Source organism: Bacillus cereus group sp. MYBK5-2, from assembly GCF_051915685.1.
Classification (GTDB): Bacteria; Bacillota; Bacilli; order Bacillales; family Bacillaceae_G; genus Bacillus_A; species Bacillus_A cereus.
The window spans coordinates 129,639-151,931 of record NZ_JBQAFE010000007.1; the positions used below are offsets into that span (position 1 = coordinate 129,639).

The window sequence follows — 22,293 nt, forward strand, 5'->3', positions numbered from 1 at the left end:
TATAAAATGCTTTTTCGACTTTTACAATATATCATTTAATTAACTAGTACTTGAATATCTCCTTCTAATATTTCACAATCCCAATTTATCCTTTTTACAGATTTTCAATATAAGAAGCTCGATGTAGGACTTTGATTTGTCCGTAGATAGAAGAATTTCAAGATACTTAAATTCATAAGTATTTCTCTGGCTTTTGCTCTTTTATTTCTATCTTCGCGCCTTTATAGAAACTTAATTTCTCCTTATTATAATCTATAGTATATTGATTGAACTTTTCTTTTTTCTTCTTCGCGTACCTTGAGGAAAGAGCCTTCTTGGTTAAAATAATAAAAAACACTCATTCTGATTAAGGACGAGTGTTTTTCTTTTTAGGTTATCTAACAGGGATAAACTTCCACGAGCTAGGTTTTTGTTTTTTTTCACCTAGTATAATCCAATTTTTCTTTGCATTTATATTTTCATAATTTAATGGATAGTCATCTGTAAAAATATTATATTCTGTAGGATTATCCAAGTTAATTTTAATTTTAAAATCAGCTAAACTATCAGATTTTTGAGCAAGGTGAATCCAACTAGAATAATTAGACCAATTTAAATATTGAAATTGATCGTAATTTGAGTGCTTCATGCGAAGGTATATACTTTCCCCGTGGTGTAGCTTTGCATCATTTTCTTTGTAGAATTCAAATTCCATAGGTGTACCAGATAAACCATTGTTTTCTTTATTTGCAAGTGTAACATAATCGTAACGATTTGCTATATACCATTCAAATGTTAGGCCTTGATAAGGAGATTCACTTGGTACGATATAATAGTTTTTCCCTGCTTCTATAACATTTCCTTCTATATCATAGATTAATGCAGTCTCTATACTTGGAGCTTTCACATTTTCAGTAAAAGTTTTAAACCATAGATTTAAAAAACCTGCTGTATTGCGCTGAGCTTCTCCTAAGCTTCGCTGCACAGCCGGGGTAACCATTTCTTGCCACAATTGTGCCTTACCACTATTATAATACTTAAATGTTTTATCATTAGTAATATTTTGGATTTCAGGTTTAGCTACTCGAGCTGCATAATCAATCCATTCTTCAGGTGTGGATAGAGAATTGTTATAATTCCCTCCAGTATTGACTGCAAATTGATTTTGAATGGTTGTAACATAATTTTCAAAGTAGCTATGATATTTTATAGCTCTCGTATCAATTGCGGTAAAATTTGCTGCATGCATAGGTTGAGTAGCATCTGTAAAGTAGTGGGTAGCTACTCCTAAGTAATAGAAAGCTTTTTCATAGTCCTTATTTCGTAAATGTTCTCCAGATTCATAAAAGTATTTCTTACCTTGTGTAAGAGCCGTTGGATTTGTTTCTCCTCTATAATTTTCTTTAGTATCAGGATCATAAAAGTGAGATTTCCATCCGCCTTTAAAAACGCCACCTATTCCTGTACCACCATCGTTAAACTCTGCATTATAATCTGCATCATATAATCCTTTAGAAAATAAATCTTTATATTGTGGATAATTTAAAAAGTCCACAGCCTGCTTATTTGCTTCAATATTAAATTCTGTTTTCATAATTTCAATAGCTTGTTTTGCAATCCATAAATGTGTACTTTTATCAGAATGATACGGAGCTTCTGCAGACCATCTTGCAGTAATAGGATCATTCTCATTTAAATCAATTTGATCGAGATGAGCATAACTACTTTGAGGACATACTCCTAAAATAGTTAAAGTCACTCCAGCTATACATAGTGTTGATACGATTTTTTTCATTTTTATCCCTTTCTAAATATAAAGATTCTTATGCGGATATTCATCTTATTCACGAAAGTTAAATAGCTCTAATAAAAGAGCGATTAGCAAAGGCTAATTTCTTAATTTCTCTCTTAATGGAATACCAACAAACATCGATTAAATTAAAAGTTTTAAATTAATCCTAAACAATAGTTTTTCTTCTCTACCTCTAGTTATATATAAAAGCGCGTCTTATTTAAACATGTTTTTTTATGTAATTTTACATATCCAAAAATAGGGAATTAAATAACCTTCCATTTATTATATTAATGAAAGAGCGTTGTCTCTAGATAATTTAAATTATGTTATTTTAAGTTAATAATCTATATCCATCAACTAAAGAATTTAGAATTACCCCAAAATGAAAAAATGAACTTTTTGAAGTGTTGTTTTGTTTGCTTTTCTATATTCACAAAAAGTAATCTAGGTATTAAGAGAAAAAGTTTTAGATTTGGAAACGTAAGTGACATTTCATTCGGTACTAGTTCCTCTAAAGAATCATATTCTCTAATACAAAAATTTCCTGATAAGTTGGATAAATCTTTAGCAAAGTTTGGAGAAAGAAATACTACGATGGCTTTCATATCTTTTACTGCTTCTGGAACAAAAGGCATTTGAGTTAAATTAAGCATCATGATCGCATACATTTTTTCTTGATAGCGGTCGACTGGGTAAGTTTCATTTTGTAATGAATAGGGAATCTTTCCAATCCAACTTTCATTTATAGATAAATCGGGTCTTTTTCCTCCTGTTTGAAAGATAGTTGCTCTTTTTCGTAGGATATTCTTTATTTGATCTATTTCCAAAGTATTTCTCCCCCTAAATTTATATTTTGTTTTCTCTTTATTTCAATGAATTATTATATTATATCAATATTGCAAGTTGTTTATTATAACAATTCTTTTGAAGGGTGCTGTTAGCAGTAACTTCACGTATCTTTTGTGGTTTTACTGTCAATTTAAAACAATTTTGTACTATACAGTAATAAAACCGAATTCACTTTTATTTAATCAAGAGATTTTGGTTTATTATTGGGGTAGCAACACATCGCTATAAAGCTAAGATTTTGCTCTACCTATATAGCAAAAATACGTTTCTTTACCTATAATTCTACAGAAAGAATAATGTAATTTATTCATTCTGAGGACCACATAATGAGTATAGGATATCCGAAAAAACTTGTTAAGGTTAGTAATTCCGTACTATTTCATTTCATACAAAAGGAATTTGCTCATTATTAACGAAAGTGTATGTTAACTAGATGAATTCATTCATATATCGTACTACAAATAAACATGAGAGCAACCTTATCCTATGATACATAATTATAATCCGTTTTGAAAACTAGTAAAATTAAGGAGCAATATTGTATGGGGAAAAAAGTACTGTTTTTTGGGGATTTCGGAATTGACGATACGATAGCTATCATATATGCGCATTTGACAGATAAAATTGATGTTATAGGAATTGTTGCAGACTATGGGAACGTACCTAAAGCTGAAGTTGTTAGAAATGTTCGCTTTTTACTTAAAAGTGTAGGTAAAGAATATGTAAAAGTTTTTGGTGGGGCGGAGCATTCCATGTCTTCAGAAACCGAAACTTTTTATCCAGAAGTTCATGGTAAATTTGGGATAGGTCCCATTTATCCAGGACTAGAGATTCAGACATTTGAGAATTTTTTCGAGGTTCTCACACTTATTAAACAGCATAAAAATGAGCTTATTATCGTGAATACCGGGCGGCTAACTTCACTTGCAACTTTATTTCTCCTTTATGGTGATGTGATGGAATATGTACATTCTTATTATATTATGGGAGGAGCTTTTCTATATCCAGGAAATGTTACTCCCATTGCTGAAGCTAACTTTTATGGCGATCCTGGATCAGCCAATATTGTAATGAGATACGCAAAGAATCTATCAATTTATCCTTTGAATGTTACACAATCGGCTATTGTAACACCGGAAATGGTCAATTATATCCACTCTAAAGGGAAAACTAAATTTTTAAAGCCTCTTTTAGACTATTACTATTATCAATTTTATCAAAAAAAAGTTCCTGGAATACAAGGTAGCCCGGTTCATGATGCACTTACTTTAATTGCGATTAATCGTGATGATATTTTTACGTACCATCAATCAGCAGTGACAGTTAATGTACTTGATACTGTAAGAGGACAAAGTATAGGAGATTTTAGGTCTACCTTTGAACCAGAAACATTCGGTAATCGTCCAAAACATAGGATTGCAATACAAATGAATTATGAAAAGTTTTTTAAGGAGTTTATGAATGTAATGACTGGCGAACTATTTTAGGTAAAACCCTTATATATAAGGATATGTTTTGCTATCAAGCTAAGATTTTAAAGTACCCCCTAAATGGAAATTTTATGTTTTTATAGACCTGAAATTTAATTTAATCGTGTTTGGGGGTAACTTATTTTCTTAAGTTGATGATGATGTTGTTGTTGAGACTCCTAAAACAATTTATGATTCTGGTACTGCGCATAATTATGGTAGATTTGTAACACCTATTACACAGTATATAAGCCAGGATCATATGTAGCTGTTATGAAACTTGGGGAGAATTATTATTATGGTGGCAGCTTAAGAATTACAAAATAATGAATGTTACTTTCACTAATGATAATATTTTTGATATTAAGACTGTTTTTATGAGCATTTCTTATAAGTATGATGTAACTGATTAAAGCCATTTTCAAAGACGACATATCGGCGATAATTTATGTCTATTTTGTATTGGTGTTAGCAAGTTCGTTTGCAAACTTGTTAGCACTTTTTTATTTAGATAATACACACACCTTCTTACATACTGATTATTTCCCCATTGAAGTACTTACGTTCAAAGGATATCCCTTTATTTCATGTAATTACATTGGAGAGGTATAGTAAAGTGGAGATCATTCGTTTCAATTCCGGAACGGTTCATTGGAAATAACGAGATTCTTAACTAATTAAATAAAGTTCCGAAATCACTAGTTACAGATGATACACAAGAACAACTTGAGCAAGAACTAATAGATTCAATGCAAATTTAAAAAGAAATATTGGTTTCACATTACCGTAATAACTGTATATCAATACGAATACATAAACACTATCCATATTGATATACAAATTTATCTTAGCTAGAGAGAGAAACTCCTACATCACCAATCCCTTGAATCATTTCAATTTTTACGTTAATTCTGTTTGGTGATCCTATAAGATTATCTGTTGAATTGCTTTCTACCTTTATATTTGGTCCAATAATAGTAACTAGATCTTTGCTAATGTGCAGTATAAAACCTTTGATATGAATATCTTCTAAAAATAATATAATGTATAAATTGGTTAGTTGATAATCACATAGTAATTTTTTAATTTCAGTTGTTTTTATTTCAATATTATTAGATTTATCTATTTGGTAATGAGATTCTTTTTGACTATATAATAATTGTGAATCATCTTGCGATAGTATGAATTTTTTAGGGGTTGGTGGATTGTTAAAAGTATCACTTAATTTTAATAAAACACGAGAGGATTTTTGGGTTTTTAATGGTTTTGCAAAAGCATCACTGGATTCTTGAGGTCTTATTGGTTTTACAGAAGCATCACTGGATTCTTGAGGTCTTATTGGTTTTACAGAAGCATCACTGGATTCTTGAGGTCTTATTGGTTTTACAGAAGCATCAGTGAATTCTTGAGGTCTTATTGGTTTTACAGAAGCATCACTGGATTCTTGAGGTCTTATTGGTTTTACAGAAGCACCAGTGGATTCTTGAGGTCTTATTGGTTTTACAGAAGCACCAGTGGATTCTTGAGGTCTTATTGGTTTTACAGAAGCACTAGCGGATTCTTGAGGTCTTATTGGTTTTACAGAAGCACTAGCGGATTCTTGAGGTCTTATTGGTTTTACAGAAGCACTAGCGGATTCTTGAGGTCTTATTGGTTCTGTTGAAGTATCAGGTGATTCTTGAGACCTTATTGGTTTTGTTGAAATATCAGGTGATTCCTGAAGCTCTGATGAATACGCAAAAGATTTTGGTGGAATAAAAAACGGGATAGGTTTTATATCAAATAATTTAAATTTAGTATTTTTTTGATTTGAACAGAGCTTACACATATAATCCCCTCCTATAAAAGTTTGTATTATATTGTAAACATGACTTGTATAAAAGTGATAGTGCAATTACCTAAAATCTTGATATTACTTATATTTTAGGTAATTGCACTATCACTAGTCTTGTATGTAATTAATTTTAAATTCCTTATTTGATAAATCGTTTATTTAAATTTTATATAATATTAAAAAAATGCACTAGGATTACAAATACCTAGTGCATTTTTAAGTTTGCTAGTTACGCTCCTCGATCATCACTAACTGATAAAATACTACTAATTTTCACACTAATTTGGTTAGGATTTTCAAGTGCATTTCCATTATCATTACTTTCTACTTCTACGCCTTCTCCATTACCACGACGAAGCGTAACAAAAGTTTCTCCGATTCGAGTAATAAGACCTTCTACGTGGAATGAAGGTAAAAATAATACAACTCTTGCTCCTACTAATTGAAATGCGCGTAACAAAGTACGGATTTCATCTTCATGATGTTCTGCCATTTTCATCAACCTTTCCTTTAAAATTTATAAAGTAGTGAAGAAGTCTTTTTGAATCAAACCTACTTACTATATGAAATGAAAACTAGTAAAGTAAATCTCATCTTATTTTAGAACTGCCTCACTGCTTTATAAGATAGACTATGTTTTTGATTACAATTTGCTTAGACTTGATCACTATTGATATAAAAACAAACGTCCTCACTATTTATTCAGAAAATTAAGATAATATTTTTAGAGGAATTTTCTATGAAAAATCTTGATAATTTCCTTACCAAAAATTACGATAATTTTCTATTTATTAAGTCAGATAAACTAGAATAGCAAACAAGAATATTCCTCCTTATAAAAGTGAATTTACCTTTACTTCACAGCAATTAACTTTGAATTTGCTATGATATAAAACATTTAGCTTTTAGAGTGTGTCGCACCATTGACATTTACTATTGCATTGATTTTGAATCCCCTCATATAAACTTTTTACAATACAAATACCTTTGGATTAAATACAGAATTTAAATTTAATGAATTATTAAATATATAATAAACAATCCACTCTTTTAGATACAATTAGAAAAATAATCTTACAATCATATTCTAAAATTGTTATTATTCACCTAGTCCAAGAGAGATGATACGATGAAGGTTTTCCAGTCGATATTTAGAGGATTTCACTTAATCAGTAGGATTGTTAATCCAATACTAAAGGCATTATCTAAAAGTAAATTTTAATTATATAGAACTAAAAAAAGGCCGCCCAATAGAACGGCTCTTACTTTTGTTAATCAAACTATTCTTTTAAAAAAACATTTAACATACACATTAATTAGTCAATAATAAGTTCTATCCTTCACTAATATTAAGACGACTTATTTATATTATTTTAGTCCAAGCCTTTTCTCGATAATATGAATATCTTGATAAAGAGGTTTGATTACACAAACCAAAAATTTATATGGAAAGAGTTTTTTTTATGTCACCACATCATTGTCATCCAAATGATCCCGAGCGTAACCTATGTAGAGAGTTTGCTAGAATTTTAGAAGGAAACGGAATGGTTACTCCAGAAGGAGTATGTTTAGTGCAAAAGTTTCGTAATATTAGATTTACTATTCTTGGTCGTAGAACAAGATCCCCACTCGTAAACCCTCAATTCTTTTCGTTTGAAGATGTTGATAGTAGAGGTAACGCATTAAATTTAGGAGAAACTGTTCTTTTACAAGAAGAAGTTAACCCATTATTAACTGAACTTAGAAAAAGAAATATTTTAGTTACAGCGGTTCATAATCATTGGTTATTTGAAGAACCACGGGCAATGTATATGCACTTTGAATCAATTGAACCCCCATTAGAATTTGCTAGAAAAGTAAGAGAAGCATTTAGAGTACTAAAAGCATAAGCTCATTTTATTTTTTTAGGGAGGAAATTAAGTCACTCCTCCCTACTTTTGTACTTATTTTTCAACTCACATATACCATACATAAGCTTCATTTGTTGCTGTATACTGTATGTTATGACGATCCATTGACAAAAAGTCATACAATTAAGGACATGTTTTTTATCAAACTATTCTTTTGTTATATTAAGCTTGCACTTGATATACTTCGCAATACCATCCTTTATAATCTTTGAAATACCATGTGATAGCACCTAATTTATTACGGTCATCAACAGGTTCACATTGTAGATAGAAAATACCATCTGCTTCATAAACTAAGTTACCCTTCACTTTGAATTCAGCTAGTTTATTCATAATTTCTTGAGCTAAATTAATTCCTAATCCGCCTGATTTCATTGTCCATTTCATATTATTACCCCCTGTCGACACTGATGGTCCTGATTGAATTGATTTACCTACAATTACTTCAGCTACAGCTTTAGCAGCCTTATCAAAGTTGGCACGGTATTTTTGCATATCAACCTCATTATCAATAAAACAAATTTCAGGTAATAGACCAGTCTTTGTTTTATTAATCCAACCTAATTCTGTTGTTAATTTAATGCCTCGGTCTCTCAAACCAAATGCATCAGCCATCGCCTTTGAAATCTTTGCTGCTAATTCTCTATTCCCGTATGAAGGATGCAGCCAAACTTCACAGCCTGTGCCACCTGGAGAAGCATTTAAATGAAACTGTAAATCTACATCACTATCTTTCACTCGTAAGTGATTATTTGCTGCATTGCTCCAAACTGCGGTTTGCATTGTACCAACTTCATCAGAACAATTCACATACTTCCATCCAGCTGCTTGTACATATTTAGCAACTGCATCAAGAAACTTTCTATCCTCTACATGTTCTTTCCCATAAACACTATTTGCACCTTGTACAATACTATTGTGACCACCTGAACCTGCGAAACAACCCATTATTCAACATCTCCTTTTAGTGTAAGTTATTTTTTTGTAATACATCTTTTTGCTGTAATCCTTTGTTGCTCAAATAATTGTTCTTCCACGCCATATACAAGGTGAATGCTCCTGTAATTACAGCTATTAAATCGTTTGTGATTTTGTCATCAATTGTTTGGTATCCGACAAGATTTAAAACACTATTAATTACAGCAATTACTAATACGACGTATCGACTAATTGAAGCTACATCATAATTCCTCATACTCTCACCTCCTCTCAATAAAAAAAGTGACCGTATATACGATCACTTCCCTGCGAATTTAAAAAGAGCCATTATCCCACCGGTGATAATAGCCCCAACTACTGTAGTACCAATCCAAAATACTAACTTATCTAATCGATCAATTCTTAAATGAGCACTTTTCGCTGATTGCTGCGCTTCAATTGCAACATCCTTAACATTACCAAGTGTATCTAGCTTGGTTTCTACTCTGGTTAATCCAACTAATAATTCTTTAAAGTCATCATGTTTTTGTTCTGGCATTTATTCAGCCTCCTTTTCAAAATAAAAAAAGACCAGCTATTGCTGCTCCTGCTCTGTTTGTGTGTTTTTTTCATTAGTTGGTGTTGGCGGTTCTTGAGATGGATAATTCCCTGTAAGTGATGTATAACACTCTAAACAAATATTCTTTTTCGCAAACCCCATATCCAGTGCGTACAAACGAGCTCCACGTTTACATATTTCGCATCTTGTTGCAATACGGAAATATATCGTTCCATCCGTTTCCCCCCACACCTCTACTTTATTCGCACCATATAAACCGGCATTGTTTAGCATATCAAAAGGAATTCGCACAAATACTCCGTTTTCGTTTCTTTCTGAATCTACTAACCTACCAGCAAACGGAGCACCTTGCCCCGCTTGTAAGGGATAACCTTGTAAATCTTTGTAATCATCCATATATTTTCCTCCTAAACGTTAGGTAGCTTGTACCATTGTCCTCCCATTCCCATAAAATAAAACCCATAGCCTTGACCGCCATCAAAGAAACGAATGGACCCAGCTTGGCCCATTTTATTACGCCCTAAATTTATTCCCTGCTTTAGAATAGGTTGATTTATGAATACACCCTTCTCTGTACTTATTTCAAAGGTCTGCCCATGAGCAGCTGGACCTATGTTGTTATTTACGCTGCCTATAGCAATTCTATTAAACGGTTGAAGACCATCGGCCCTTTCTGATGCCGCACGATCCCAATTATACATGCAAGCATAGTTACCACTAACCAATGTTATCCCTGAAACACAAACAGCTCTACCCGCAGAAACTTGCGCATTTGCAGCTGTAACTTTAATTACAATCATATGTTCTTGTGGATTGTAATTGTTAGGAACGGTAAACGTGAAATTATACCTTCTAATTTCACCATAAAATGTAGATGGCTCTGGAAAATCTTTATATATTTCGTGCCAAATTTTATAACTCACTTCATCCAATGGCATAACAAAGCATACCTGCAATCGTGGTTTTGCAGTTGTACGCACACCGTTAATCTGTGCGGTTCTATAATGTGCTGACAATGTATAAGAGTTTCCTGGATGAATCCCGTTTTGAACCTTTGTTTCTGGATAATTATACGTGTCGACACGGACTGCATTTACCATTTGTTCATAGTTAAATATAAAAGTGTTATTTTCTATCACTACACCGTTTCCTTGTACTTTCCAAGGTAGACCGTATCCAGCACCAAACCCCTGATAATTGGGGTTACCTATGTTCAATTTTGGAACACTAGAAAAATCATGATCGGCTATTAAATTTCGTTTTGGCATAACGGTTGTTTTCGTTCCCCATTCATCTTCAAAAAGGAAGTCTAACATTTTAATAGTAACGCCGTTTTTATCGATGGTAATTTTATCGCCATTAACTTTGATGATATTCGTATCAATACCCTTTGTAGTTAACCATTTCACCATTGTATCGGCATTAATGGCTACCTTTGAAACATCAATTTCTAATTTTTCCGATGAAAAGTGAATAGCTGCGATGATATTCCCTTTTTTAACTTCTGCAAGGATTCCTTCATCAAGAACCTTAAGTTTAGAACCCGTTTCTTTTACATAAGCGGCGTAAGTCTCATTAATAAACTTTTCTTGTTTCTTCGATGTTATCTCGACACCATCTGCTGTCGCTTTTATTTCCCTCTCAATGTCCGTTACTTTTTTATTGTAATCTTCAGTAGCTACTCTATTGGCTATATCTTCTAGCATTTTGTCAGCATCCGTTTGATCTTTCGGATGTAACCAAAATTCTGTAGCTAAAGAGCAACCGTGCATCAGTTACTCTTCTGGAAAAATCCTATGTTATTACTATTAGTACGATAAGTGAAATTTTATTCTTTTTCCAATCACTTAATGATGCTAGATTCATCTGCATCCATATTATTAAGTAACTAGAAGAAGAGCAAAAGCTCTCCTTAATAACGGTATCATTCAACCACTACCATCTGCTGGTTTCGGATTTTATGTGTCATCATTACGAACCATTTAGAATTTAAAAAACAAAATAGTGAGTTGTGTTTTCCGCCACTTCTCACAATACAAATATAACATGCCAATTCCAAAATAACCGGCGCACTTCCTGCCAAAAAGCGGTCACGAGTCTGCCAATTATTTTGTATTATTCTTTTTACTATCATCAGTAGATGATCGAAGCCCTAACAAATACAGTACAGGCAGTATAACTAAAAATAAAACAGCACCCACTGCTCCTAAAATTGTAGATAAAAATTTTGAGCCTTTTCCATTCATACCCTATGTCGTACCTCCTTATTACCACGATCTTCACTTTAAACATTATATCCAAAGTATAGAACCCTCACAATTCAATACACCACTAAGTTACCCATATCTTATATTGTGTGTAACTGCCCCCTTCGCTGAATCGCTTGGTATCATTGATTTCATTTAACTTTCTCTTTTGAGTTACACAGTGCGAAAATTATGAGTAACTGTATAGTGATATCACCAACATTTTGCAAAATAACCTACGCTATGTGGAAAAATAAAATAGCTGCCCATATGGACAGCCTATTTACATAATTATCGTTATTGGAAGTCGTTTTAAAATTCTACATGTTTACTTTTTTCTTGTTCTTACGAATAAACCACAAAACCACAGTTAAAAATAATAAAAAAACCAGTAAAAAGAGCGGTATTTTTTGAATAAAGAAAAATCCTTTCCAAAAATCTAACCTAGTACTATCAGGAGAATCTGTTGCCATCCCACCTATAAAATAAGATAACGGAATGGTAAGTATATTTATCCCTAAACCGATCATTACGAATGATAGATTTTTACTCCAGATTTTTGGTAATGCAGCCATAATAAATAAAACTAATGCAGTACCAATTATAAGAAACAGTACTCCAAAATAAAATGCAAAATATAAAATAATTCCCATAATATCCCTCCAAGGCTTTAATTGTACCATCAATAAGGGTAATTTTGGTTGAATATGATATTCATAGAAAGTTAACATAGCGTCTCATTATAGGAAGGAAATATCAATCACTGAGCATTAATATTTTTTAACTGGGTAACAGTTCCAAAACTGATTTTTAATAGAAAAAAAGGGTTACAGATTCGATTGTAACCCTTTTTCCAAATCTTTTTTGTTTTATACGGTTCCTATAATGATTATAGGACTGAAGTATGATTCGAAATAGCGTTGATTATATGATTCCAATCGTCACAGTGAATCTCGTGACCCGATCCTTCTAGGGTTAGTAACAAAGCATGGGGAATTTCATCAACAAGAGCAAGACCATGCTCGTATGGAAGCACTATATCCTCTGTACCATGGATAACCAAAGTAGGTATATTGATTCCTTTTAACTTCCCTTCATAAGAATCATCACCTTTAAGAAGGGAGTGATTAAACATACTGAGTAGGTTATTTGCTCGTTTTATTTCTTTTTCTACCTGCTTATAAACCCTCTTCTCATCGAATTTATGATTTGAACCACAGAGTAAAGCTGATCCTGCAACCAAGTAATTTGCAACAGATTCTTCATCTGACCAATTTAGTTTGGCCGCATTAGCATGGTAAGCGAGTATCTTCTCATCGATCGGAGGTAAATTCCTGTTGTTGTCTTCAGAACCAAAAATACCTGATGCAATCAAAGTTATACTTAGAACTCTCTGAGGGTTCCTTAAGGCTACAATTTGAGCAATCATTCCACCCAATGACATTCCAACAATATGTGCTTCGTCAATATGATATGCATCGAGTACTCCAATCGCATCATCAGCCATATCTACCACAGTATAGTGGAAACTCCCCGGTTTATAAGTAGTTGACCGTCCGACATCTCTATTATCATAACGAATAACATATCGGCCGGTATCAGCTAATTGTTGACAAAATTCCTCATCCCAATAAACCATTGAACACATGGCTCCCATAATCAGTAAGACTGCTGGATCTGCTGAATCGCCAAAGCTCTCTGTACATATATCAATTTCATTAATTTTAATAATCTTTTCAGTCATGATTAACTCCTCATTTCATTCGTATTTAGTTAATAAAAAAGACACAATCAAATAAACCCACATATTTTTTTAAAAAAATAGTTAGGCATAACGAATTGTGTTTAAAATTAACGTAAACGAATGAACTTGATAATCATGTTAAACACTCTCCTATAAAAAGGGAATAAGGGTAAAACCCTTATTTTGATTATAACATAGCTCTATCAGTATTAATATAGGTTCACTTTTTCTTATTTTATAATTTTAAAAATAATTCCTATTGTATGAATCTGCACTCTTAGTTGAAGAAAAGACGATGTATACAATATCCAAACCTAATTAACATAACGTCTCATTATCGACAGAAAGGAACCTTCTATTTTGTTCTATGGATCTATGCATTTTTTATACATTCCTATCCTAGCGCGATTTTAGGGTTATTGTTTGTTACTAGATTAGCCAAAAAACTGTATAAAACCTTGCATACTTTTAACGTGTTTTTTCAAAAATACTACGATACCCCTAGATTTAAAAAAAAATAAACAATGATTAGATTTTAAACCTAGTCATTGCTTTATCCATTGCATCTTGGTTAACACCTATATAACCTAACGTGACCTTCTCTGACAAGTGATTGAATATCTCCATGAGTAATGCTATGTTTTTTGTTTGCATGTACATATGGTATCCGTACGTCTTTCTTAGGGTATGCGTTCCGATTTCATCTAATCCAAACTCTGCCGCTGCTCCACTTAATATCTTATATGCCATGCTACGACCGATTGGACGATTCTTGCCTTGCCTACTTTGTAAAAGGTATTCATGATCTTCTCTTTCTTCTATAAACCATTTTAGTTCTCTTTTTAATGCTGCAGTAATTTGTATTCGTTTCTGTTTCCCTGTTTTCTTCTCTCTCATAGATATATGACTGCCTTTTACATCTCCTACCTTCAATTTCAAAATGTCCGAGATTCTCAGGCCTGTATTGATTCCCATAATAAAGAGAATGTAATTACGTAAGCTCTTTTCCCTAAAATACTCTTTAAGCTGTTTTATTTGCTCCTTATCACGTATCGGTTGAACAAAATTCATTATTCATTACCTCCTGTTTCTTCTGTCTCATAAACTTCTAATCTAAGAGCAAAAGCTAAATTATAAAATGCTCTGGACTTCCAACGACGATACGTACGTTCAGCCATTCCAATCTCGTTATAAATCATATAGTCGCATACATCCTCTTCTTCTAAATAACGCTTATTAATAATATCCCTCTGAATTCTTCCCGCACTACCATTACCTAAGCGACTTAAAAACTGATCAACGCGGAATGAAATTAACTCCAGCCACTCTTCACGTTCACTTTGTTGTAGATTTGCTATCGCTACATCTTCTAAAGGTTTTCCAACTGCATGCATAGGCCCATGTTCTCTCATTTCATAAGAAGGAGTGACTTTCATTTCCTTACGAATCATTCCGAACTGTCTATATATACGTACACTTTCAAGAACACCTTCTAATTTCTCTTGTGTTGCTGTTCTATCAATTTTTGGTAAGAAAGATAATTGTTTAGTCATGTAAGACCACTCCTTTTTATTTTTAGATTACTTTTGTCTTATTGCTCCACGTCTTCGTTCATAACAAGGTCTATGCATCCCCATTAAATCCTCAATTTCACGAGTACTAAATTCCTCTTTTGATTTTTTCTTATTTTTCTTTCCTTGCTTGGATTTCTTTTTCCATCCACGTAACTGATCCTTTAACCCCTTCATTTCCCTATCTCCCTTTTCAAAATAAAAAGGACACCTATTCCTAAAACAGCTTTAATTGCTGCTTTAACGAATTGGTGTCCTCTAGTTTTCTAGCCGGACTATATTCGAATGTTATTTTAAATATCCTAATAGTCACTATTAACATCATTAGTATATTTGCTGATTTCCTTCTCTTTCCCACACTTTTCACATTTATAATAACTAACTATCCCCATCTTACCAGTTTTAAAATCTTCATTGTCATGATTTTTAATAAGTTTATATCTATGTATACATTTAGGTTCTTTTAATTTATCAAACCAATTTCCTAACATAAATTAATCCCTCTCCTCTCAAAGATATTCTTTCTATTCCTATCCTCTTAAGAATGCCTTAGAAAATATTTCCAATCAATGAAACGTGGTAGCTTGTTTTTCTATAAACAAAAGGATTATTTTGTTAAATAATCTTAATAAATTTTCATCTTTTCATATCCATACCTTCTTGAATAAATCCTTAAATCTTGTCCATCCTATAAATACACTTAATTTTTGAACTTCCTTCTTAGCTTTTCTTTAGGAGAGCAGTTAGCTTTTGCTAGCTGTCTTTTTTGAATTTGTTCGAATAAAATTCTAAATTATGCCCAATACTATAAATGGGCTGATACAGCTTGAATTCACAGTGACCTCTGTAATATTCTTTTCCCCTTTCTCTGAGGGCCGAGCAGTTAACAATTGTTAACTGCTCTTTTGAATTGAGTTAATTATAAATTTTTCGTATTTCTCTTCTACACCATATATTTTTAACCTAAGTATACAACTCAAAGTGTTACCTCCTATCTTAAAGAGTACTTATGCATAGTGCTCTTTTTTATTTTACTTATTTCTACAAAATGAAAATCCCATTAGATATTTGCACGTTAATAAATAATCCTCATATATTACCATGTGCTCTACACAAACCTAAGAAAAATCAATTTATTAAAGGCACTACTCATTTTAATTTTTTTGAATAAGCTCTCAAACACTACACACACTATTTATAAGCCATATATACTAGTGGCTTCACTCTTTTTGTAAAGGAATGAGAAGTCAATTTATCTTAAATGGCTAACTCATTCACCCCACAGGCAGGCAAAGTTTCTTTGCCTGCCATATTTGTATAACTTTCTTAATTTGAATCATACTATTCAGGAACCTGTTTACCAATACGAGTCAATTTGATGTTTTGAGGTTTCCTCCTTCTAGGACAAGCAATTTTGCTTGTCCTATTTTAATTAAAGTACTATCTATATGTCTCCCTTCCTCTGGCTCTAAATTTTATTTTTTAGTATTAATAATATAAATTTGTACATTATAAAAATGTTCCACACTATTATGTGGGTACAAAAGGAGGAACTAATAATGGATAAACGTACTGAGAAAAAAGTTGAAGCTGTAGCACGTAAAGCTGCTGATTTAGAAGTTTCACAAGAATTAACTAGCCTTAAAAATCAAATTCAACAGTTACAACACTCTTTATCTCAAACAACTCAAAGTCAACAACAGGGATTACAGCAAGGTCAACAGCAAGGTCAACAACAAGGATTACAACAAGCTAATCAATTAATGCAACAACTTCAACAATTTAGTCATCAATCTCAACAACAAATGCAACAAGCTGATCAACAATTACAGCAAACTATCCAACAGGCTATTCAAACATTAAACCAGGGATTACAGTACTTACAATCTAATCAAACATTAAGTCAAATTAATCAAGCTATTGCACAGGCTCAAACACAAGTTGATCAGGTAAGCCAGCAAATGGGTGGTCAACAAAGTCAGCAAATGGGTAACCAACAAGGTCAGCAAATGGGTAGCCAACAAGGCCAACAAATGGGTAACCAACAAGGCCAACAAATGGGTAACCAACAAGGCCAGCAATTTGGTAACCAACAAGGCCAGCAACAATTTCACTAAGAGTATTGACAGTAGTCCCAGCCGTAATAAATTTTCTGCAACTTATATAACAGTAAGCAAACTCCAATTTCTTTTTGTTAGTTATTACTAAAGTAAAAACTAACACTATTTTTTTGAAAGAGCACTTCTGTAAGTGCTCTTTTCATTTCGAGAATAAATAGCTTTTTATTTAAATTTTTTCACCTTTTAACTGGACAAGCATATATTAATGTATGGAGGCAATCCACTCATAGAAATCTACCTTTCTTGTTTAAGAGTACGCTTATATGTGTACTCTTTTAATTTATTATTTATTAAAGATTTAGCTTTAGGACCACACCATTCTAAAAAAGGATGCATATACTGTCTTGTTTCCTCTTTCAATATATGTCGTGGTAAAGAGCGCTTTTTTAGCGCTCTTTAGTTTTAAAATAATGATTTCTTTTTAAATTTGCACATACACTAAAAAAATACATACAATATAATCGTGATCATTCTTCCCAATACAATTTTGGTCATAGAACGCTTTTAAAGGCTTTCTTTTTATTTATTACTAAATAAGGATTTTATTAAATAACTGAATAAAATTAAACATTCTGTCAATAATAACCAAAATACAATCTGCTTCTTACCCAGGTTGTATCGAATGGAGCAGTTAATGCAAATGACTGCTCTATTTTAATTTTCATTACATAAACTTGATATTTTTGTCCATACTATACAAAACTCACGAAATATTTATACTTCTTAAATTCGTGGATGTAATGTTCTTATAGCAGTTAGCCCATGCTAGCTGCTCTTTTGTATTTAGTTAAAAATAAGTTTTAGGTCTTATTCCTTTTCTACATCATATAATTTTAACCTAAACATCCAGCTCAAAGTGTTACCTCCTATCTTAAAGAGCACTTATTCATGGTGCTCTTTTTTATTTTTTTCTTTCATTTCTGAATAACATTTTTAACCCTGTTCATACTATCTTTGTAACTTAAAGTTACAAACTATTTCTGTAAGCGCAGCGTTTCTTTTGTACAACAAGCAGTTAGTTTTATTAACTAGCTGCTTCGTTGTGCAAAAGAAAGATTTTTTAAACTGCACACTTAGTAAGAACATACATAAAATATAATGCGGTATTCTTTTTCAATATTAGTTTTGGTCATGGAGCGCCTTAAAAAGCGCTCTTGATATTTGCAAATAACCATTTCGTTCAAACATACACACCATTTATATAAACTAAGCATATATTTACATAGACAAGACATAGCTTTTACTTTACATGCACAATTTTTGTGCATGTTTTTTATTTAACAAAATAACTATTTTGTTAAAAATCTTTCTTCATTCTTTTTAGATCAAGTAACATATCTTATTAGATAAGGATATATCCCACAAAATTTTGAAAGGAGGACTTTTTATTAACACAACTTTAATTTCTCATTTTTATAACGAAGAGTATCTGCTTCCGTGGTGGTTAATGCACCACACAAAATTATTTGATCATGGCATTCTTATTAATCGTGGATCTACTGATCGTTCGGTTGAATTATGCAAATTATTTGCACCTCATTGGGAAATTCGTGAATCAAAGGTATTAGAGTTTGATGCCATTTTAGTTGATCAAGAAGTAATGAACATAGAAAAAGAAATTACGGGATGGAAAATGGTGCTAAATACCACTGAATTTCTTTGCTGTGTTGATAAGGAAGCCTTTTTCTCATCTCTTGCCAATTTAGGGCAAAACATGTATGCTATTAGGACTATTCTGATGGTGGATGACCCTGCTCACGGTTATACCGATCCGAGATACGGAATTCCCCTTGTCAAACAGCGTTATCATGGGAGAATAATCCCCCCAAATCCACCTGTTCCATACTATGGCGGTAGATTAATCCACCATTATTCGCATGGTAACTATTGGGCTGGGCGGCATTGGTCACCTCATCCATTTATCGTTTACATGTATCCTGCTTTCGTTTTAAAATTCTTTTACAGCCCCTGGAATACAGCTATGAAAAACCGAAAATTACAAATTGGGCCTACTCTTTCTAAACATAGCATCCAGCGTGGCTTAGGTACTCATCATCTGGCAACACTAGATAAATTAGAAAAAAATTATATACACTTTACAACCTCAACTACTGATCTTCGGTTAAACCCGGAATATCAAGTTTTATTTCCAGATTTATGTTTTCCTAACTTACAGTAATGTCCTAAAAAAAACATTCATATATATTTACCAGATGCACTTTGAAATCCCAGAGTATCGAATACTTTTATGAGTCGACTGACCAACAATATTCGATTTATCTTTAAAAATTTATTAAAAATAACTTAGATACAAAAAAGCTACGTTTTATATAGGATAAAAATTTTTTTACGCAAAGGAGCTTGATTATTTGTGAATTTCCAAAATGATAACAACTCTAACATTCACAAACCTTGCACTTGTCCATCCCCCACGGCTAACAGTTTAAATGTTGTTCAAACTACCCCATCAATAGTTTCTGTAAATTCCGCGATTCCACTAGATACCGTGGTAAATTCTAATGGTACGGCAATCTCGTTCACACCACCAACAACTGTTTTACTTGAAGGTGGAAGAACCTATTTAGCAATCTATGAAGTGCAAGTTATCATTCAACCAGGAGGTAATTTGGCAGGTATCACTATGTATCTGAATAATAATCCAATCATTGGATCTGGTACTTCTCTGGGATATACTGCAGGATTCACTTCTGTATCAGCACCCGCAATTTTCACTACACCTTCAGGTATAACAAGTACTCTTACTGTTAATGTAGGACCATATTCTAATACATTAAATACGTTGGGCTTGACTCTTGCTGTTGTAGCATTAACATAATAAAATCTAGTTCTCTCTACAATGATTTTCTTTGTTCTTTAATTATTTTTGAGGGCTAGCCTCTAGGAATTCAACATAACTACATAAAAAAAAGAACATTATTTGGTTCGATAATACTAGGTGACTCGGCTAGCACAATTGCTGAGTCACCTATTTATCTATAATAAAATAACGCTTTGGTTAAAATTTTTGATTCTGCCTTTCAGTAATACAAGCTGATTCAATTTCTTCAAAATCTCCTTTTTCTTCATCAAAATCAATGACAGCATAGCTGAGAACTACTAAAAATTCTTTTCCACAAACGTTACAAGAAGAATCATCAAATGCATAAACTCCTTTAATTGTGTCTGAATTTTGCAAATCATAATCAGCATTTTCGAAAATTACAAGACCATTACACCCTTTAGCGTTAAATCTATGTGCTTCGATAGCCATTTCTCATTCCTCATTTATTAATAAAATTCAAATTGTCCCAACCACGTATCGAACTGCGTAGCCGGGATTTCTTCACCTACTTGGTGCATCTTTTATGTCTATTACTATGTAATTTACTAGCAGTGATCATTTAATTTAACACAATTACATCACATTCTCATAGCATGTTTAATCATTTTCATTAAACATAAAATATAGTATAGTACCGAAAATAAAAAACATTTAAAAAAAAGAGAATGTCTTCAAAAGTTAATCTGTGGATACTTTTTTGACATTCTCTTTTCTTATTTCAAAGTTTTCAAACAAGAAACTTATAAGCGATTATACGAATGTTAATAATGCTTCATTAAATTCTTTTGCATGAGTTGCGTTTAATCCATGAGGACACCCTGTATTAGAGCAAGTTTACTATCAGGAATGGAATCATATGTACGTTTCCACTTAACTCAAAAGGTACAGTTGCATCAGAGTCACCGTGAATCATAAGATTTAATATCAAATGTAAAAGTTACCAATATATACATATAAACCAGTATTATAGTTTGATACTAATTTATTTGATTCTTTTATTTATGTGCTTGTTAATTTAGCATAGATGATAAAAAATAAGGTTAATTGTCCTATTATCACAATATTCGGCACTACTATAATTAAATTAATAACAAAAAAGACTGCTAAAATTCCTAAAAACAAGCATAAATGATAAATATTCAAGCGGTGTTGTTCAAACCTGTATTGATGAAAAACAATTGTAGTTGACAGGAAATAGAGCAATACAGAACCAAAAACAAAATATAAGATAAAAGAATAATAGACCTCATGTAAAAATAATAATCTAATGGATGCTGCAACCATACTCAAAGACATTAAAATAAATAGATGACCGTAAATAATAATTTGACCAGAAGTTTGTCTAGACTTGTCTAGTTTCTTCTCCATGTTATCGAAATATTGCCACCACATCGAAATAATGAGGATAAATGAAATGATCGCAAAGCTTATTGAATCCCAATTTCCTTGTTTAGGTTGAATGACCACAAGAGTGCTTACAAGAGCTTCCCCAAAGAGAATAATGGAAAATAGACCAAATCTCTCTAACAAGTGGGCTGTATTTGTAGGAACCTTTTCTAAACACTTCCTTCCAAGCAGTGGGACAATAATATCGATAAGAATCCCAAAATATAACACAGCATATCGAATCCAAGAATCAAAAAAGACGGATAATAATGAAATAACGATTCCAATCCAAAAATATCTTCCTAAAAAGAGTGCTGCTTTTTTTCGAGCCCCCTCTTCTATACGCTGGACAACAAGATATTGAATTGCAGTCACGACCCTTAAGCCAATATAGCCAATTAAAAAAGAAAGATAATAAGGATCAAAATCAGCTGATAAGCTTGATGTCATTATTAGGACAAAAAACATTTGCAGGATCAAAAAAATTCTTTGATGAAATAAATCTTTTCCAAACCTGTTAACAAAGATGGTTTGCCCTACCCAAGCCCACCAGATCGGAATAAAAATTAAGACAAATTTTACTAAATACTCTGGATGGATTTGACCATCTTCAACATGAAGTAAAACATGAGTCGCAGCCGTCACTGCCGCCACAAATAACAAATCATAAAAGAGTTCTAACCACGTCACTTTCTTTTCTTCCATTTCTGCACTCCCTCCTTATAGTTAATAGTATGCTAAAAATATATAGTAATTGGAAGAGAAAATAATATAGACATAAACCATTTCTCCTCATTATTGTATTCAACATAATCCCCTGGAACGTCAGTGTTACATTTTATATAGTTGATTACCCTTAAATTTTAATATTAAAATACGATACTTTTAGGCCATTTAGTTTTTCTCCTATTTTATCCGCTACGATTCTATCTCCACCATATAGGGGGCACCCTACATGCCTATCAACTTAAGAAGTTTTAATATCTTTAAGTACAAAAAAACGTTATCATTTCTAAACAGGATTGGTCACCTCCCTGTCAAGTAGACAGT

21 protein-coding genes and 4 pseudogenes are annotated in these 22,293 nt (G+C 32.4%); 6 read left to right on the top strand and 19 right to left on the bottom strand.

Annotated elements, in window-relative coordinates; translation table 11 throughout:
• Nucleotides 1–373 precede the first annotated feature (373 nt).
• Both ACTFP3_RS22125 and ACTFP3_RS22130 read right to left on the bottom strand, forming a co-directional pair.
• Nucleotides 374–1,774, bottom strand: a complete 1,401-nt coding sequence (locus ACTFP3_RS22125; protein ID WP_326036845.1) for a zinc dependent phospholipase C family protein — start codon at nt 1,772–1,774, stop codon at nt 374–376.
• A gap of 437 nt (nt 1,775–2,211) precedes the next feature.
• A pseudogene (locus tag ACTFP3_RS22130) lies at nt 2,212–2,601 on the bottom strand (DUF1963 domain-containing protein); the annotation flags it as partial.
• Nucleotides 2,602–3,165: 564 nt separating this feature from the next.
• On the opposite strand from ACTFP3_RS22130, the gene ACTFP3_RS22135 reads away from it, so the two are divergent.
• The gene (locus tag ACTFP3_RS22135) at nt 3,166–4,110 is read left to right on the top strand and encodes a nucleoside hydrolase (RefSeq protein ID WP_440011282.1); all 945 of its coding nucleotides are present in this window, start codon (nt 3,166–3,168) and stop codon (nt 4,108–4,110) included.
• A gap of 160 nt (nt 4,111–4,270) precedes the next feature.
• Nucleotides 4,271–4,419: pseudogene (locus tag ACTFP3_RS22140) on the top strand (DUF5065 family protein); the annotation flags it as partial.
• Nucleotides 4,420–4,939: 520 nt separating this feature from the next.
• Here ACTFP3_RS22140 and ACTFP3_RS22145 read toward each other — a convergent pair.
• On the bottom strand, nt 4,940–5,920 hold the full coding sequence (locus ACTFP3_RS22145) for a hypothetical protein (RefSeq protein ID WP_440011284.1): 981 nt from the start codon (nt 5,918–5,920) through the stop codon (nt 4,940–4,942).
• 235 nt (nt 5,921–6,155) lie between these two features.
• A complete protein-coding gene (locus tag ACTFP3_RS22150; RefSeq protein ID WP_016512752.1) occupies nt 6,156–6,425 on the bottom strand; it encodes a hypothetical protein in 270 nt (89 codons plus the stop codon).
• A 946-nt stretch (nt 6,426–7,371) separates the two neighbouring features.
• Between ACTFP3_RS22150 and ACTFP3_RS22155 the strand changes: the two genes are divergently transcribed.
• Nucleotides 7,372–7,815 (top strand): DUF1259 domain-containing protein, encoded by a 444-nt coding sequence (locus ACTFP3_RS22155; RefSeq protein WP_440011286.1) that lies wholly within the window; start codon nt 7,372–7,374, stop codon nt 7,813–7,815.
• Nucleotides 7,816–7,998: 183 nt separating this feature from the next.
• Here the strand turns inward: ACTFP3_RS22155 and ACTFP3_RS22160 are convergent, their stop codons facing one another.
• The 12 genes and pseudogenes from ACTFP3_RS22160 to ACTFP3_RS22215 all read right to left on the bottom strand — a co-directional run bounded on the left by ACTFP3_RS22160 (nt 7,999) and on the right by ACTFP3_RS22215 (nt 15,386).
• Nucleotides 7,999–8,784 carry an N-acetylmuramoyl-L-alanine amidase gene (locus tag ACTFP3_RS22160; protein WP_326036930.1) on the bottom strand — a complete coding sequence of 262 codons (786 nt, stop codon included), beginning with the start codon at nt 8,782–8,784 and terminating at the stop codon, nt 7,999–8,001.
• Nucleotides 8,785–8,800: 16 nt separating this feature from the next.
• Entirely contained in the window at nt 8,801–9,031 is a 231-nt protein-coding gene (locus tag ACTFP3_RS22165; protein ID WP_326036931.1) for a phage holin, read from the bottom strand.
• 42 nt (nt 9,032–9,073) lie between these two features.
• A complete protein-coding gene (locus ACTFP3_RS22170; RefSeq protein WP_001115042.1) occupies nt 9,074–9,313 on the bottom strand; it encodes a hemolysin XhlA family protein in 240 nt (79 codons plus the stop codon).
• 36 nt (nt 9,314–9,349) lie between these two features.
• The gene (locus ACTFP3_RS22175) at nt 9,350–9,730 is read right to left on the bottom strand and encodes a hypothetical protein (protein WP_326036932.1); all 381 of its coding nucleotides are present in this window, start codon (nt 9,728–9,730) and stop codon (nt 9,350–9,352) included.
• An 11-nt stretch (nt 9,731–9,741) separates the two neighbouring features.
• Nucleotides 9,742–11,094 (bottom strand): annotated as a pseudogene (locus tag ACTFP3_RS22180) (phage tail spike protein); the annotation flags it as partial.
• A 345-nt stretch (nt 11,095–11,439) separates the two neighbouring features.
• Nucleotides 11,440–11,580 (bottom strand): hypothetical protein, encoded by a 141-nt coding sequence (locus ACTFP3_RS22185; protein ID WP_326036933.1) that lies wholly within the window; start codon nt 11,578–11,580, stop codon nt 11,440–11,442.
• A 320-nt stretch (nt 11,581–11,900) separates the two neighbouring features.
• The gene (locus tag ACTFP3_RS22190; RefSeq protein ID WP_140337326.1) at nt 11,901–12,233 is read right to left on the bottom strand and encodes a hypothetical protein; all 333 of its coding nucleotides are present in this window, start codon (nt 12,231–12,233) and stop codon (nt 11,901–11,903) included.
• Between the two features lie 236 nt (nt 12,234–12,469).
• Nucleotides 12,470–13,324, bottom strand: a complete 855-nt coding sequence (locus tag ACTFP3_RS22195) for an alpha/beta fold hydrolase (protein ID WP_006924004.1) — start codon at nt 13,322–13,324, stop codon at nt 12,470–12,472.
• A gap of 528 nt (nt 13,325–13,852) precedes the next feature.
• Nucleotides 13,853–14,395, bottom strand: coding sequence for a site-specific integrase (locus ACTFP3_RS22200; RefSeq protein ID WP_440011289.1), 543 nt, complete (start codon nt 14,393–14,395; stop codon nt 13,853–13,855).
• Complete coding sequence (locus tag ACTFP3_RS22205; protein ID WP_317188289.1) at nt 14,395–14,877, bottom strand: ArpU family phage packaging/lysis transcriptional regulator; 483 nt, start codon at nt 14,875–14,877, stop codon at nt 14,395–14,397. The genes ACTFP3_RS22200 and ACTFP3_RS22205 overlap by 1 nt, the downstream gene beginning before the upstream one ends.
• A gap of 27 nt (nt 14,878–14,904) precedes the next feature.
• Nucleotides 14,905–15,072 (bottom strand): hypothetical protein, encoded by a 168-nt coding sequence (locus tag ACTFP3_RS22210; RefSeq protein ID WP_326036981.1) that lies wholly within the window; start codon nt 15,070–15,072, stop codon nt 14,905–14,907.
• Nucleotides 15,073–15,197: 125 nt separating this feature from the next.
• Nucleotides 15,198–15,386: a hypothetical protein gene (locus tag ACTFP3_RS22215; protein WP_326036982.1), complete on the bottom strand. Its 189-nt coding sequence runs from the start codon at nt 15,384–15,386 to the stop codon at nt 15,198–15,200.
• A gap of 1,068 nt (nt 15,387–16,454) precedes the next feature.
• On the opposite strand from ACTFP3_RS22215, the gene ACTFP3_RS22220 reads away from it, so the two are divergent.
• The 3 genes from ACTFP3_RS22220 (at nt 16,455) to ACTFP3_RS22230 (ending at nt 19,851) form a co-directional block, all read left to right on the top strand.
• Nucleotides 16,455–17,012, top strand: a complete 558-nt coding sequence (locus tag ACTFP3_RS22220; RefSeq protein ID WP_440011292.1) for a hypothetical protein — start codon at nt 16,455–16,457, stop codon at nt 17,010–17,012.
• 1,450 nt (nt 17,013–18,462) lie between these two features.
• On the top strand, nt 18,463–19,194 hold the full coding sequence (locus ACTFP3_RS22225; protein WP_440011339.1) for a glycosyltransferase family 2 protein: 732 nt from the start codon (nt 18,463–18,465) through the stop codon (nt 19,192–19,194).
• A gap of 192 nt (nt 19,195–19,386) precedes the next feature.
• Entirely contained in the window at nt 19,387–19,851 is a 465-nt protein-coding gene (locus ACTFP3_RS22230; RefSeq protein WP_149215670.1) for a hypothetical protein, read from the top strand.
• A 180-nt stretch (nt 19,852–20,031) separates the two neighbouring features.
• Here the strand turns inward: ACTFP3_RS22230 and ACTFP3_RS22235 are convergent, their stop codons facing one another.
• From ACTFP3_RS22235 to ACTFP3_RS22245, 3 genes and pseudogenes are all read right to left on the bottom strand, one after another.
• On the bottom strand, nt 20,032–20,286 hold the full coding sequence (locus ACTFP3_RS22235; protein ID WP_326036984.1) for a hypothetical protein: 255 nt from the start codon (nt 20,284–20,286) through the stop codon (nt 20,032–20,034).
• Nucleotides 20,287–20,607: 321 nt separating this feature from the next.
• Nucleotides 20,608–20,782: pseudogene (locus ACTFP3_RS22240) on the bottom strand (alpha/beta fold hydrolase); the annotation flags it as partial.
• Nucleotides 20,783–20,856: 74 nt separating this feature from the next.
• Nucleotides 20,857–21,948, bottom strand: coding sequence for a low temperature requirement protein A (locus ACTFP3_RS22245; RefSeq protein ID WP_434714369.1), 1,092 nt, complete (start codon nt 21,946–21,948; stop codon nt 20,857–20,859).
• Between the last annotated feature and the right edge of the window lie 345 nt (nt 21,949–22,293).

What these genes read in the sequence shown, in the direction of transcription:
- ACTFP3_RS22125 (WP_326036845.1), bottom strand. Translation starts at nt 1,774, where the DNA reads ATGAAAAAAATCGTATCAACACTATGTATAGCTGGAGTGACTTTAACT.
- ACTFP3_RS22135 (WP_440011282.1), top strand. Translation starts at nt 3,166, where the DNA reads ATGGGGAAAAAAGTACTGTTTTTTGGGGATTTCGGAATTGACGATACG.
- ACTFP3_RS22145 (WP_440011284.1), bottom strand. Translation starts at nt 5,920, where the DNA reads ATGTGTAAGCTCTGTTCAAATCAAAAAAATACTAAATTTAAATTATTT.
- ACTFP3_RS22150 (WP_016512752.1), bottom strand. Translation starts at nt 6,425, where the DNA reads ATGAAAATGGCAGAACATCATGAAGATGAAATCCGTACTTTGTTACGC.
- ACTFP3_RS22155 (WP_440011286.1), top strand. Translation starts at nt 7,372, where the DNA reads ATGGAAAGAGTTTTTTTTATGTCACCACATCATTGTCATCCAAATGAT.
- ACTFP3_RS22160 (WP_326036930.1), bottom strand. Translation starts at nt 8,784, where the DNA reads ATGGGTTGTTTCGCAGGTTCAGGTGGTCACAATAGTATTGTACAAGGT.
- ACTFP3_RS22165 (WP_326036931.1), bottom strand. Translation starts at nt 9,031, where the DNA reads ATGAGGAATTATGATGTAGCTTCAATTAGTCGATACGTCGTATTAGTA.
- ACTFP3_RS22170 (WP_001115042.1), bottom strand. Translation starts at nt 9,313, where the DNA reads ATGCCAGAACAAAAACATGATGACTTTAAAGAATTATTAGTTGGATTA.
- ACTFP3_RS22175 (WP_326036932.1), bottom strand. Translation starts at nt 9,730, where the DNA reads ATGGATGATTACAAAGATTTACAAGGTTATCCCTTACAAGCGGGGCAA.
- ACTFP3_RS22185 (WP_326036933.1), bottom strand. Translation starts at nt 11,580, where the DNA reads ATGAATGGAAAAGGCTCAAAATTTTTATCTACAATTTTAGGAGCAGTG.
- ACTFP3_RS22190 (WP_140337326.1), bottom strand. Translation starts at nt 12,233, where the DNA reads ATGGGAATTATTTTATATTTTGCATTTTATTTTGGAGTACTGTTTCTT.
- ACTFP3_RS22195 (WP_006924004.1), bottom strand. Translation starts at nt 13,324, where the DNA reads ATGACTGAAAAGATTATTAAAATTAATGAAATTGATATATGTACAGAG.
- ACTFP3_RS22200 (WP_440011289.1), bottom strand. Translation starts at nt 14,395, where the DNA reads ATGAATTTTGTTCAACCGATACGTGATAAGGAGCAAATAAAACAGCTT.
- ACTFP3_RS22205 (WP_317188289.1), bottom strand. Translation starts at nt 14,877, where the DNA reads ATGACTAAACAATTATCTTTCTTACCAAAAATTGATAGAACAGCAACA.
- ACTFP3_RS22210 (WP_326036981.1), bottom strand. Translation starts at nt 15,072, where the DNA reads ATGAAGGGGTTAAAGGATCAGTTACGTGGATGGAAAAAGAAATCCAAG.
- ACTFP3_RS22215 (WP_326036982.1), bottom strand. Translation starts at nt 15,386, where the DNA reads ATGTTAGGAAATTGGTTTGATAAATTAAAAGAACCTAAATGTATACAT.
- ACTFP3_RS22220 (WP_440011292.1), top strand. Translation starts at nt 16,455, where the DNA reads ATGGATAAACGTACTGAGAAAAAAGTTGAAGCTGTAGCACGTAAAGCT.
- ACTFP3_RS22225 (WP_440011339.1), top strand. Translation starts at nt 18,463, where the DNA reads ATGCACCACACAAAATTATTTGATCATGGCATTCTTATTAATCGTGGA.
- ACTFP3_RS22235 (WP_326036984.1), bottom strand. Translation starts at nt 20,286, where the DNA reads ATGGCTATCGAAGCACATAGATTTAACGCTAAAGGGTGTAATGGTCTT.
- ACTFP3_RS22245 (WP_434714369.1), bottom strand. Translation starts at nt 21,948, where the DNA reads ATGGAAGAAAAGAAAGTGACGTGGTTAGAACTCTTTTATGATTTGTTA.